This window comes from Mesorhizobium sp. B2-4-13 (genome assembly GCF_006658535.1).
Lineage (GTDB): Bacteria > Pseudomonadota > Alphaproteobacteria > Rhizobiales > Rhizobiaceae > Mesorhizobium > Mesorhizobium australicum.
The window spans coordinates 46,986-58,551 of the sequence record NZ_VFVB01000001.1 but is presented as its reverse complement, the minus strand read 5'-3'; the positions used below and the strand labels follow the sequence as shown (position 1 = coordinate 58,551).

Sequence of the window (11,566 nt, the reverse complement as noted above, 5' to 3'; positions counted from 1 at the left end):
CCCCCGCGGCGCCTTCTCCGGAGGAAAGAAAGAGGCGCCGTCCCCCTCAAATCGTTCTTTTCAACTCATCCATTGGCCGCCATCGACATTGTAGGTCTGGGCGACGATGTATTCGGCCTCGTCACTGGCGAGGAACACGGCCATGCCGGTGAGGTCTTCCGGCTTGCCCATGCGGCCGTAAGGCACGCCTTCGCCGACCAGCCGCTTTTTCTCGCCCTTCGGCCGGTTCTCGTATTTGGCGAACAAGGCATCGACCTCGTCCCACATGTCGCTGTCGACGACGCCGGGCGCGATGCCGTTTACGTTGATGCGGTGCTTGATCAGATCGAGCCCGGCCGACTGGGTCAGCGAGATGACCGCGGCCTTGGTGGCGCAATAGACCGCGACCAGCGGCTCGCCGCGACGCCCGGCCTGGCTTGCCATGTTGATGATCCTGCCGCCCTTGCCCCGCGCGATCATCGACCGGGCGGCTGCCTGCAGCATGAACAGCGTGCCCGCGACATTGACGGAGAAAAGCTTTTCATAGCTCGCCCGAGATATCTCCACGATCGGGGCCAGGTCGAACAAAGCGGCGTTGTTGATCAGGATGTCGAGACCGCCCGCCTTGTCCTCCACCGCCTTCACCGCCGCATCGATGGATGCCTGGTCGGTGACGTCGAGTTTCACGGCATAGGCGTTGTCGCCGATCGCGGCGGCCGTCTTCTGCGCGGCTTCAAGGTTGATATCGGCAATCGCGACAGTGGCGCCCTCGCGCAGATAGGCTTCGGCGAAAGCCCTGCCGATGCCTCGCGCCGATCCCGTGATCAGCGCCGATTTGCCTTGCAGCCTCACTGTCCCATCCTCACCGGCCCATCCTCACTGGCCCACCCTCACTGGGCCATCGCCTTGCCGTCAGCGCCGAAGCGATGCAGCTTGGCCTTGTCAGGGGTGAGATAGATCGTGTCGCCATGGCGGACCGCCAGTTCGCCGTCGGCGCGCACCGTCAGCGGCCCGACGCCGTCGGCTTGAACGTGCAGGAACGTGTCGGAGCCCAGATGCTCGGCCACGCCGACCGTCGCCTTCCAGTCGCCCGCCGTGGTCGATATCTGCATATGTTCGGGCCGGATGCCGATGGTCTTGGCGGTGTATTTGCCAGCCGGCGCGCCTTCGATCAGGTTCATCTTGGGCGAGCCGATGAAGCCGGCGACGAACAGGTTCTTCGGCGTCTTGTAGAGTTCCATCGGCGAGCCAACCTGCTCGATATTGCCGGCGTTGAGCACGACGATCTTGTCAGCCATGGTCATCGCCTCGACCTGATCGTGGGTGACGTAGATCATCGTGGTTTTCAGCTGGTGGTGCAGTTCGCTGATCTCCAGCCGCATGGTGCCGCGCAGTGCCGCGTCGAGGTTGGACAGCGGTTCGTCGAACAGGAAGGCCGAGGGCTGGCGCACAATGGCGCGGCCGATGGCGACGCGCTGGCGCTGGCCGCCGGAGAGCTGGCCGGGGCGGCGTTCGAGGTAATTGGTGAGGTTGAGCACGCGCGCCGCGTCCTTCACCTTCCTGTCGATGGTCGCCTGGTCCTCGCCCGCCATCTTCAGCGGGAAGGCGATGTTCTTGGCCACCGTCATATGCGGGTAGAGCGCATAGGACTGGAACACCATGGCAAGCTTGCGCTTGGCCGGCGCCTCGCCGGTGACGTCGCGGCCATCGATGTTGATGGTGCCGCCGCTGGTGTCCTCAAGACCGGCGATCAGCCTGAGCAGCGTGGACTTGCCGCAACCCGACGGGCCGACGAAGACGACGAACTCGCCGTTTTCGATCACCAGGTCGAGGCCGGGGATGATGGACGTCGAACCAAAGGACTTGGAGACGTTCTTGAGCGTGATGTTTCCCATGGTTTCCTCCCCGAGGGCTGTTTTTCGCCGATTGCTTCAGGCAATTTCCGTCACTTCACCGCGCCAAATGTCAGGCCGCGCACCAGCTGCTTCTGGCTGAACCAGCCCATGATCAGGATCGGCGCGATGGCCAGGGTCGAGGCGGCCGAAAGCTTGGCCCAGAACAGGCCTTGCGGGCTGGAGAAGGAGCTGATGAAGGCGGTGAGCGGGGCGGCTTCCGTGGTGGTCAGCCGGATCGTCCAGAACGCCTCGTTCCAGGCCAGGATGATGTTGAGCAGCATGGTCGAGGCAATGCCCGGCACCGCCATCGGCGTCAGCACGTACCAGATTTCACCCCACAAGGATGCGCCGTCCATACGCGAGGCTTCCAGGATTTCGCCCGGGATTTCGCGGAAGTAGGTGTAGAGCATCCACACCACGATCGGCAGGTTGATCAGCATCAGCATGATCATCAGGCCGATGCGCGAGTCGAGCAGGCCGAGATTGCGGAAGATCAGGTAGATCGGGAACAGCACGGCGACCGCCGGCATCATCTTGGTGGACAGCATCCACATCAATATGTCCTTGGTCCGCTTGGTCGGCGAAAACGCCATCGACCATGCCGCCGGAATGGCGACCAACAGCGCCAGGATGGTCGAGCCGACGGACAGCAGCACCGAGTTCAGGAAGAACTTGAAGTAGCCGCTCTGCGCCTGGACCTCGGCATAGCTCTCGAAAGTCCCGGATGGGATCAGGTTGAAGCCCTGGATTGCCTCCTGTTCCGACTTGAACGAGGTGATGATCGTATAGAGGATCGGAAAGAAGATCAGCAGCGCGACGGTCCAGGCGGCAATTGTCGCGATTGTCTTGTGCTGGGTGGTGACTGAGCGTGCCATCGTATCCTCCCTTACTTGTCCAGGTTCTTGCCGACGGCGCGCATGGCGAAGAAGGCGACGATGTTGGCGAGAATGACGGCGATCACACCGCCCGCGGATGCCTGGCCGATTTTGAATTCCAGCAACGCCTTCTGGTAGACGAGGAAGGGCAGGTTGGTGGAGGCGTAACCAGGGCCGCCATTGGTGGTGACCAGGATCTCGGCATAGACCGAGAGCAGGAAGATCGTCTGGATCAGGATGACGACGGTAATCGCCCGCGACATGTGCGGCAGCGTCAGATAGATGAAGCGGCTGATGAAGCCGGCGCCGTCCATCTCGGCGGCTTCCTTCTGCTCGCCGTCGAGCGACTGCAGCGCGGTCAGGAGGATCAATGTCGCGAATGGCAGCCATTGCCAGGCGACGATGATGATGATCGCCGTCATCGGATGCTGGCCGAACCAGTCGATCGGCTGTGCTCCGAAGAAGCGCGCTATGTCGGCGAACACGCCATATTGCGGGTGCATGATCATGTTCTTCCACACCAATGCGGCCACCGGCGGCATGACGAAGAACGGCGAAATGACGAGGATGCGCACGATCCCTTGTCCCCACATCGGCTGATCGATGAGCAGCGCCAGCAGGATGCCGCCGATCACCGTGATCAGCAGCACGCTGACCACCAGGACAAGCGTGTTGAGGATCGACTGCAGGAAGGCCGGATTGGAATAGAACAGCGCGTAGTTGGATAAGCCGACGAACCCGTCGCGCATTGGGTTGAGCGGATTGTACTGCTGGAAGGAGAACCAGATCGTGATGACCAGCGGCACGATCATCCAGACGAACAGCAGCACCACGGAAGGCGCCATCATGAATCGGGCAAGCGAACGGGTCTGCTGAGTAGCCATGACGGTCACCCTTCAAGGATCAGGCTGAATTTTCACAGGCTCTGGAAAGGCGGCCGCCCGAACTGGGTTTCGGGCGGCCGGTGCCGGTCGAGGAGGTGACCGGCGTTCGGCACCGGGAGGAGCCTTACTTGATGTAGCCGCCCTCGGTCATCGCCGCGGTGGAGGCGTCCTGGGCCTGCTTCAGCGCATCGTCGACGCTCGACTGGCCGGCAAGAGCCGCCGAGAAGAGCTGGCCGACGGTGGTGCCAAGGCCCTGGAATTCAGGGATGGCGACAAACTGCACGCCGACATAAGGCACCGGCTTGACGGTCGGATGCGTCGGGTCGGCGGCATTGATGGAGTCCAGGGTCATCTTGGCGAACGGAGCCGCCTTCTGGTACTCGGGATTGGCGTAGAGCGAGGAACGCGTGCCCGGAGGCACGTTTGCCCAGCCTTCCTTCGACGCGACGAGCTCGGCATAGTGCTTGCTGGTCGCCCAGGACACGAACTTCTCGGCGGCGTCGGCCTTCTGCGTGCCGGCCGGGATCGCCAGCGACCACGCCCACAGCCAGTTGCCCCGCTTGCCTAGGCCATTGTCGGGCGCCAGGGCATAGCCGACCTTGTCGGCGACGGTAGAGTTCTTCGGGTCGGAGACGAAGGAGGCGGCGACGGTGGCGTCGATCCACATGCCGCACTTGCCCTGCTGGAAGAGCGCCAGGTTCTCGTTGAAGCCGTTGGACGAGGCGCCCTCGGGACCGTCGGCCTTCATCAGGTCGACATAGAACTGCAGCGTCTTCTTCCATTCCGGCTGGTCGAACTGCGGCTTCCAGTTCTCGTCGAACCAGCGGGCGCCGAAGGAGTTCGACATGGCGGTCAGGAAAGCCATGTTCTCGCCCCAGCCGGCCTTGCCGCGCAGGCACACGCCGTTCACGCCATTGGCGCGGTCGGTCATCTTGTCGGCCGCCTGCTTGATGAAATCCCAGGTCGGGGCGTCGGGCATTTTCAGCCCAGCCTTCTCCATCAGGTCCTTGCGGTACATGACGAAGGAGCTCTCGCCGTAGAAGGGCGCGGCATAGAGCTTGCCATCGACCGAAAGGCCGCCGGCGATGGCCGGGATGATGTCCTTGGCGTCATAGTCGTCGCCGAGCTTGTCGAGCGGCAGGAGCCAGCTCTGCTTGGCCCAGATCGGAACCTCGTAGGTGCCGATGGTCATCACGTCATACTGGCCACCCTTGGTGGCGATGTCGGTGGTGACGCGCTCGCGCAGCACGTTCTCTTCGAGCGTGACCCAGTTGAGCTGGATGTCCGGGTTAGCCTTGGTGAAGTCGTCGGTCAGCTTCTGCATGCGGACCATATCGCCATTGTTGACGGTGGCGATGGTGATGGATTCGGCGTGTGCGGCGAACGCAAGCGTGCTGGCCGACAACAAGCCCAGGGTGAGCGTGCGAAGTTTCATCAAATTCCTCCCATAAACCAAGTTGAGCATTTGCCTTGGTTGTGAGCAATTACTCACTTAGTCTTAATTATGTCAAGCCGGATTCGATGCTGCAGCGCAGCACACGGCCGGCGAATGGGGCGGAGGTTCGGCGACAGGGCTCGGGTTGCCGCCGTCTGGAGTCCAGGCGGCGGGGCCAAAGCCTCTCGAACGGGATGTCGTTTGTTGCCCCGGTCCGACGTCAGCTTATGTGCCGGTCAGCAGGCGATCTCGGCCAGCAGCCAGTCGCGGAAGGCGCGGATCTTGGGCACGTTGCGGCGCGCCTCGGGGTAGACCAGCCAGTAGGCGTGCCCGTCGTCGCCGACCAGGTCGAATGGCTGGATCAGCCGGCCGTCGGCGAGTTCGGCCTTGAACAGCGCCCGGGTCAGGATCGCCACGCCATGGCCCGATATGGCCGCGTTGGCTTCATAGGCCTGCGCGCCCATGCTGCTGCCGGGCCGCCTGGCAATGTCGTGGCTGTGCACGCCGGCGGCCTCGAACCATTGCGTCCACCAGATATCGCTGGGATCGAGGATCGGCAGCTTGAGCAGGTCGGCCGGTTCGTTGATGCCGCCGATGCTCGCAGCGAGCTTCGGGCTCAGCATGGGCGTGAAATCGGCATCGAGCAGCTTGTGGGCTTCCAGCCCCGGCCATTTGCCGCCGCCAGAACGAATGGCGAGGTCGACATCCTCGCGGGCGAAATCCGTCAGCCGGCTCGACGTGTCGAGCCGCACGGCAAGCGAGGGATGCGCGATCTGGAATGCGCCCAGATGGTGCGCCAGCCAGTTCGAGGCAAAAGTCAGCACCGTGGTGACGCACAACAACCCGTCCGCCCCGCCGCGCGCGGCGGCATAGGCCTGGCTAAGAATGGCAAAGGCCTCGCTGACCGCCGGCGCCAGGCGCTGGCCGGCTTCGGTCAGTTCGATCTGCCGCGGCCGGCGCAGGAACAGCGGAGCGCCGACGCGCTCCTCCAGCACCTTGATCTGATAGCTGACCGCCGCTTGCGTCATGGCGAGCTCGCCAGCGGCCCTGGTGAAGGAAAGATGCCGCGCCACCGCCTCGAACACCCGGATCGCCTGTAACGGCGGCACCTGCGAAACCTGCGGCGCGCTGAGATCAGGCATAAAGCCTCCTTATGGGTCGTTATCGACGTTCGATTGGCAAAAGCGGCCGGCAAGGCCGACATTCATCCTCAACCCGTCATTCGGGTTTAGGATAACGAAGGTTGACGATCATGACCATGGCGCAGCAAAAATGCACTCCCGCCCCCGATCATCGCTGGATTTCGTGGCTTGCGGACGGATTCGGCTGGTTCGCGACCCGAAAAAGGGCGCATCTCGACGTCAGGGACCTGTCGCCGCATCTGCAGCGCGACCTCGGTTTCCTCGATGGCAACGACCCTTTCGGCAGGCACCAATAGCCTTGCTGGCTTTATCGCGAAGCCGTCAGATACTGGCCAGCAGGGCGGCTGCCGTCCGCTCGTCGGTGATGAGCCCGTTGACCAGCCGTCGGTTGACCGCCGCCAGGATGCCGGGCAGCTTGCGCTCGCCCATGGCGAGCGCGATCACCAGCGACTTCTCGCGCGACGGCAGCGCCGCCGACGACACCCGGTCATTGGTGATGCCGTCGATCATGCGGCCCTCGCGATCGAACACCCAGCCAACGATTTCAGCGACGCCGCCGGCCTTCTGCAAGGCTTTCAGTTCGCTTTCGGAAATGAAGCCATCCTCGTAGAGCGGCGCCTTCGGGCCGAGGTCGCCGATACCGATGAAGGTGACGTCGGCCTCCGCCGCAAGCACCAGTGTCGGCTGGATCATCGGCTGGTTGAGCAGCATCTCGCGCTCCTGCGGCGAAGAGGCGATGACCGGCAGCGGCATCGGGAAGGACCGCGCCTTGACCCTGTCCGCCATGGTGAAGATGACGTTGTAGAAGGCAGCGGACCCGTCCGGCGAGATGTTGCCGGTCAAGGACACCACCTTGTGCTGCGGGCATTCCATCGGCGGCAATTGTTCGATCGCCGCCTTCAGCGTCCGTCCGGTGCCGATGCCCATGACGATCGGCGTCAGCGACCGCAGCCGCCGCTCGATCTCGGCGGCCGCCGCTTCGGCGATGCCGATGGTCGTGGAGGATGAATTGGGGTCGCTCGGCACCACCTCGACCAGGTCGAGCGCGAAGCGCGATTTCAGCCGTGCAGCGAGATCAAGGCAGTTGGCGATCGGATGATCGACGCGGACCTTGATCAGGCCTTCCGACACTGCCAGCGACACCAGACGCTGCGCCGTTTGCCTCGATATGCCGAGCGTGGCGGCGATCTGGTCCTGTGTGTTGCCGGCAACATAATAGAGCCAGCCGGCGCGCGCCGCGTCGTCCAGCCTGTTGCTGCCGCCATCCTGCCGGGTATTCACGTCCTGCCTCCCGAAACCGCCGATCATCAGGCGATCGTATCAGTTTCGCAGGGAATGACCGCCTGCGCAATTGTCAATCTAAAGAGCAAATGCTTGCGCCGAAGCAGCGGTGATTTCTCCGCCGATATCCTATCGGAGAAAGCGCTGCGGGTCCGTTTCTCCATCTGAAGGCATGTTCAATGGCCGCCAAAGGTTTATCTCGCGGCGCAAACCCTTTAAGGGATCGAAAAAAGGAGCGCTGCATGACACCGAAGGCGGTTTTCTGGGACATGGACGGGACGCTGGTCGACAGCGAACCGCTGCATGAGGCAGCCCTCATCGCAGCGATGCGCAATGCCGGCCTCAAGCCGCCGGCCGATCTGCACGAACGCGTGCTCGGCGTCGCCGCCTGGCCGGTCTACGAAATGATGCGCGACGAGTTCGGGCTGCAACTGCCCTTCGACGAATGGATCGTTCACAAATATGAGCATTACCTGCCGCTGGTCGAGGGGCTGAAGCCGCGCCCAGGCGCCATCGAGATCTTCAAGGAGTTGCGCGCGCTCGGCGTGCAGCAGGCGGTGGTCTCAAACTCGGATCGGCTGATCGTCGACGCCAATCTGCATATGGTCGGGCTGACCTACCCCGGCATGAAGACGATCAGCCGCAACGATGTGCGGGAAGGCAAGCCGCACGCGGAGCCCTTCCTTCGCGCCGCCTATCTGGCAGACGTCGATCCCGCGCACGCCGTCGCGGTCGACGACAGCTGGCCGGGCGCCATGGCGGGCCTGGCGGCGGGAATGAAGACGATCTTCTGGCCTGAAAAGCCGATGGAAGGACCGCCCGGCGCCATTGTCATCAACAGCGCCGGGGAATTGCGGGCTCAGCTCGGACTGTAGCGTTCAGTTCCGGTACACCGCCTCCTGCTCGTCGAGGATCGCCTTCAACTCGGCGAGATGACGTTCGGCCTGGCCGGGATAGTTGTCCATCTCGCTCGCCGCCTTCTCGGCGATCGCGTCGGACAGGGTGCGCAGCGGCCGGCCCGTCCACAGGGCCTTGATGTAGGTCTCGGCGGCACGCTCGAAATAGAACATGCGGTTGAAGGCGTCGGCGACGGTGTCGCCGATGACCAGCACGCCATGGTTGCCCATCACCATCACCTTGACCTTGGGGTCGGCGAGAAGCTGCGAGCAGCGCTCGCCCTCTTCCTCGAAGGCCAGTCCGCCATAATGGGCGTCGACGACGTGACGGTTGAAGAACATCGCCGAATTCTGGTCGATCGGCGGCAGCGTCGAGTCGGCAAGCGAGGCCAGCACGGTGGCGTGGATCGAATGGACGTGCATGACGCAGCGCGCGTGCGGCACGTTGCGATGGACGGCGCCGTGCAGGCCCCATGCCGTGGGGTCGGGTGCATTCGGCCCGGAAAGCGTCTCGGGGTCGTTGGCGTCGATCTCGATCAGGTCGCTGGCCTTGATGCGCGAGAAATGCACCTGGTTCGGGTTCATCAGGAACTTGGTGCCGTCGTCGTTGACCGCCAGCGAGAAATGGTTGGCCACCGCCTCATGCATGTTGAGCCGCGCCGTCCAGCGGAAGGCGCAGGCGAGATCGACGCGCTCTTCGTAGAAGGGCAGGTTGGTGAGCGTTTCCTTCTGCAGGCGGGCGATGCTCATCGAAAATATCCTCCGGTTTGGCCCAGAATGCCGCGCGCCGCTGGTGCCCGCAACCGCTTTCGCTTGGTGCAGAAGGCCAGTTATGCCGCGGTGCTTGCGGCGCCAACGGTTCGCAGTCCGCCGTGCTCGATGATGAAATCGATTACCTCCCGCAGGCCCTTGCCGCGCGAAAGATCGGTGAAGCCGAACGGCCGCTTGCCGCGCATGCGGCCGGCGTCGCTCTCCATGACGTCGAGATTGACGTTCACATAGGGCGCAAGATCGCTTTTGTTGATGACCAGGAAATCGGACCGCGTGATCGCCGGGCCGCCTTTGCGCGGGATTTCTTCGCCCTGGCAGACCGAGATGACGTACAGCGTGAGATCCGCAAGGTCCGGCGAGAAGGTGGCGGCAAGGTTGTCGCCACCGGATTCGATGAAGATGATGTCGAGGTCGGGAAATTTGCGGTTGAGCTCGGCGATCGCCTGCAGATTGATCGAGGCATCCTCACGGATGGCGGTGTGCGGGCAGCCGCCGGTCTCGACGCCGACGATGCGCTCCTCCGGCAGCGCCTGCAGCCGGGCCAGCATCATGGCATCTTCCCTTGTGTAGATGTCGTTGGTGACGACGGCGATGGAGAACTCGTCGCGCAGCGCCTTGCAGAGTTTTTCGGTGAGCGTCGTCTTGCCGGAACCGACGGGGCCGCCAATGCCGATACGAAGGGGGCCGTTGGGTTGTGTCATGTCGGAAACTCCGTGATGGCAAGGACTGCGAAGCCGAGCCCGATCAACAGGCAGAGCGGCGAATAGTAGCGGACATCGAGCCGCGCGAAAGGCTGTTGCGGCGCCAGCCGGCGCCACCAGGGCGTGAAGCCGGCGATGCCGCGCCCAAGGAACACCAGCCCGATCAACATCGACGTGGCAGCGAGGGCCTTCCCTCGGGAAGGGCGAGGCAAAGAAGCCGATGAGCGCCAGCGGCCACAGCGTTGCCAGGCCGAGGCAGGCGGCAACGGCGAAACTGGCGAACGGCGTCGGCATTTCGTCGACGTCGCGAAAGCCGACGACAGCGTGGGCGCAGGACGCCGCGTCCCTGCCCGGCCAGACGCCGCCTATGCCCCAGTAGACATGCAGTGCCGTGATCAGCAGCAGGACGCAGGAGAGGACGAAGGTGAGGAGGATCATGAGCGGAACAATCGCGAATACTGGGTTTCGTGCTTCATGGCCATGACGTCGGAGACGAAGGCGCAGCCGCCGAGATCGTCCAGTGTCGAGCGGGACGCGCGAGCAGCGGTCGAGAGCGCCAGCGGCTCGAAACCCGCGAGCAGCGTCGTCGCCTCGTTCTGGCCGATCATGCCGAGCCGGATCGCGGCCTGGACGAGGTTGGAGAAGAAGGCTTGCAGGAAGGCGGACAGCGCGTCGTGCAGCGCAATGCCATTGCCGCCGGCCACGGCTCCGACGGCCACGCAATAGGCGCATTGCGCCGGCAAGCGCTCCAGCACGGCAGTGGGCCAGGCGGCGGCTGCTTTGAGGAAGGCCGCGCCTTGCAGCATGGTCTCGGCGTGGCGTTCGCGCGAGCCGGCCAGTGCCTCGGCCAGTGCGACAACCTCGGCCAGATCGCCACCTTCACGGGCGCGGCGCCAGCTTTCGGCGAACAGCACGGCATCGTTCCAGCCCGAGCCCATCTCGACCAGCGTCTCCAGCCAGCCGGCAAGGCCGCCGGCATCGGTCACCAGCCCATCATGCACCGCGTGCTCGAGGCCATGGCTGTAGGCAAAGCCGCCGACCGGAAAGGCCGGCGACAGCCATGCCATCAGCCGCAGCAGGGCGATGCCGGACGGCTGGTCAGTCATGATCATGGTGGTGATCGTGCGAATGCGCGTGGCTGTGCGCATGCGCTTCGCTATGGCTGTGGGCATGCGCATGGCCGCGATCATACCCGCCGGAATAGGCGCCGCGCACCGGCTTGAACGGCTCGGAGACGTCGCGCACCGTGGCGCCGAGCCCTTCCAGCATCGCCTTGATGACGTGGTCGCGCAGGATGAGAATACGGTGCGCCTCGATGCCGGCGGCGAGATGGCGGTTGCCGATATGCCAAGCGAGTTCGGCGAGATGCACGGCGTCGCGGGCGCGGATGTCATAGACCTCTTCGGGCGCCGCGATGATCTCGACATGGCCGCCATCCTCCAGCACCAGGCGGTCGCCATCGTTCAGGGCAACAGGCTCGGGCAGGTCGACCAGCACCTTGCCGCCGTCGGCAAGTTCGATGGCGCGACGGCGCAGATGCCGCTCGTCATGGGCGAGAACGGCACGGCCGGACGGCGCGGTGGTCGCGGCCGCGCCGGCGGGCAATACGGAGACGGCGCGCGGGAATTTGGTGAAGTCGGTGTTGAGGTTGAGCTTCATTTCATGGAACCTCCATCAGAGCGCCGCGCGTCCCCTTGGACGCGCAAA

13 protein-coding genes and 1 pseudogene are annotated in these 11,566 nt (G+C 64.0%); 2 read left to right on the top strand and 12 right to left on the bottom strand.

The window, feature by feature from the left end:
- Positions 1-60: 60 nt before the first annotated feature.
- The 6 genes from FJ936_RS00350 to gcvA form a co-directional block, all read right to left on the bottom strand.
- Positions 61-831 carry an L-iditol 2-dehydrogenase gene (locus tag FJ936_RS00350; RefSeq protein WP_141905984.1) on the bottom strand — a complete coding sequence of 257 codons (771 nt, stop codon included), beginning with the start codon at positions 829-831 and terminating at the stop codon, positions 61-63.
- 38 nt (positions 832-869) lie between these two features.
- Positions 870-1,874: an ABC transporter ATP-binding protein gene (locus tag FJ936_RS00345; protein WP_015314488.1), complete on the bottom strand. Its 1,005-nt coding sequence runs from the start codon at positions 1,872-1,874 to the stop codon at positions 870-872.
- Positions 1,875-1,924: 50 nt separating this feature from the next.
- Positions 1,925-2,749, bottom strand: a complete 825-nt coding sequence (locus FJ936_RS00340; RefSeq protein ID WP_015314489.1) for a carbohydrate ABC transporter permease — start codon at positions 2,747-2,749, stop codon at positions 1,925-1,927.
- Positions 2,750-2,760: 11 nt separating this feature from the next.
- Positions 2,761-3,633 carry a sugar ABC transporter permease gene (locus FJ936_RS00335; RefSeq protein WP_015314490.1) on the bottom strand — a complete coding sequence of 291 codons (873 nt, stop codon included), beginning with the start codon at positions 3,631-3,633 and terminating at the stop codon, positions 2,761-2,763.
- A gap of 124 nt (positions 3,634-3,757) precedes the next feature.
- Positions 3,758-5,068: a sugar ABC transporter substrate-binding protein gene (locus tag FJ936_RS00330; RefSeq protein WP_015314491.1), complete on the bottom strand. Its 1,311-nt coding sequence runs from the start codon at positions 5,066-5,068 to the stop codon at positions 3,758-3,760.
- A gap of 236 nt (positions 5,069-5,304) precedes the next feature.
- Positions 5,305-6,210, bottom strand: a complete 906-nt coding sequence (gcvA, locus tag FJ936_RS00325) for a transcriptional regulator GcvA (RefSeq protein ID WP_141905983.1) — start codon at positions 6,208-6,210, stop codon at positions 5,305-5,307.
- A gap of 110 nt (positions 6,211-6,320) precedes the next feature.
- Here gcvA and FJ936_RS00320 point away from each other — a divergent pair, with 110 nt between their 5' ends.
- Positions 6,321-6,506, top strand: coding sequence for a hypothetical protein (locus FJ936_RS00320; protein WP_015314493.1), 186 nt, complete (start codon positions 6,321-6,323; stop codon positions 6,504-6,506).
- A 25-nt stretch (positions 6,507-6,531) separates the two neighbouring features.
- Here FJ936_RS00320 and FJ936_RS00315 read toward each other — a convergent pair whose 3' ends face one another.
- Positions 6,532-7,491 carry a sugar-binding transcriptional regulator gene (locus FJ936_RS00315; RefSeq protein WP_141905982.1) on the bottom strand — a complete coding sequence of 320 codons (960 nt, stop codon included), beginning with the start codon at positions 7,489-7,491 and terminating at the stop codon, positions 6,532-6,534.
- A 242-nt stretch (positions 7,492-7,733) separates the two neighbouring features.
- On the opposite strand from FJ936_RS00315, the gene FJ936_RS00310 reads away from it, so the two are divergent.
- Positions 7,734-8,366 carry an HAD family phosphatase gene (locus FJ936_RS00310; RefSeq protein WP_141905981.1) on the top strand — a complete coding sequence of 211 codons (633 nt, stop codon included), beginning with the start codon at positions 7,734-7,736 and terminating at the stop codon, positions 8,364-8,366.
- Between the two features lie 3 nt (positions 8,367-8,369).
- On the opposite strand, the gene FJ936_RS00305 is transcribed toward FJ936_RS00310, so the two are convergent.
- From FJ936_RS00305 to ureE, 5 genes and pseudogenes are all read right to left on the bottom strand, one after another.
- Positions 8,370-9,137 carry a class II aldolase and adducin N-terminal domain-containing protein gene (locus FJ936_RS00305; RefSeq protein ID WP_141905980.1) on the bottom strand — a complete coding sequence of 256 codons (768 nt, stop codon included), beginning with the start codon at positions 9,135-9,137 and terminating at the stop codon, positions 8,370-8,372.
- An 80-nt stretch (positions 9,138-9,217) separates the two neighbouring features.
- Positions 9,218-9,859, bottom strand: a complete 642-nt coding sequence (ureG, locus tag FJ936_RS00300) for an urease accessory protein UreG (protein WP_140824230.1) — start codon at positions 9,857-9,859, stop codon at positions 9,218-9,220.
- Positions 9,856-10,297: pseudogene (locus FJ936_RS31230) on the bottom strand (DUF3995 domain-containing protein). Before FJ936_RS31230 ends, ureG begins: the two are co-directional and overlap by 4 nt.
- Positions 10,294-10,965 carry an urease accessory protein UreF gene (locus FJ936_RS00290; protein ID WP_181763089.1) on the bottom strand — a complete coding sequence of 224 codons (672 nt, stop codon included), beginning with the start codon at positions 10,963-10,965 and terminating at the stop codon, positions 10,294-10,296. The pseudogene FJ936_RS31230 and the gene FJ936_RS00290 overlap by 4 nt, the downstream one beginning before the upstream one ends.
- Positions 10,958-11,518, bottom strand: a complete 561-nt coding sequence (gene ureE, locus FJ936_RS00285; protein WP_141905979.1) for an urease accessory protein UreE — start codon at positions 11,516-11,518, stop codon at positions 10,958-10,960. Before ureE ends, FJ936_RS00290 begins: the two co-directional genes overlap by 8 nt.
- Positions 11,519-11,566: the final 48 nt, after the last annotated feature.

Coding starts and splice junctions, on each gene's coding strand:
- FJ936_RS00345 (WP_015314488.1), bottom strand. CDS start 1,874: ATGGGAAACATCACGCTCAAGAACGTCTCCAAGTCCTTTGGTTCGACG.
- FJ936_RS00340 (WP_015314489.1), bottom strand. CDS start 2,749: ATGGCACGCTCAGTCACCACCCAGCACAAGACAATCGCGACAATTGCC.
- FJ936_RS00335 (WP_015314490.1), bottom strand. CDS start 3,633: ATGGCTACTCAGCAGACCCGTTCGCTTGCCCGATTCATGATGGCGCCT.
- FJ936_RS00330 (WP_015314491.1), bottom strand. CDS start 5,068: ATGAAACTTCGCACGCTCACCCTGGGCTTGTTGTCGGCCAGCACGCTT.
- gcvA (WP_141905983.1), bottom strand. CDS start 6,210: ATGCCTGATCTCAGCGCGCCGCAGGTTTCGCAGGTGCCGCCGTTACAG.
- FJ936_RS00320 (WP_015314493.1), top strand. CDS start 6,321: ATGACCATGGCGCAGCAAAAATGCACTCCCGCCCCCGATCATCGCTGG.
- FJ936_RS00310 (WP_141905981.1), top strand. CDS start 7,734: ATGACACCGAAGGCGGTTTTCTGGGACATGGACGGGACGCTGGTCGAC.
- FJ936_RS00305 (WP_141905980.1), bottom strand. CDS start 9,137: ATGAGCATCGCCCGCCTGCAGAAGGAAACGCTCACCAACCTGCCCTTC.
- ureG (WP_140824230.1), bottom strand. CDS start 9,859: ATGACACAACCCAACGGCCCCCTTCGTATCGGCATTGGCGGCCCCGTC.
- FJ936_RS00290 (WP_181763089.1), bottom strand. CDS start 10,965: ATGACTGACCAGCCGTCCGGCATCGCCCTGCTGCGGCTGATGGCATGG.
- ureE (WP_141905979.1), bottom strand. CDS start 11,518: ATGAAGCTCAACCTCAACACCGACTTCACCAAATTCCCGCGCGCCGTC.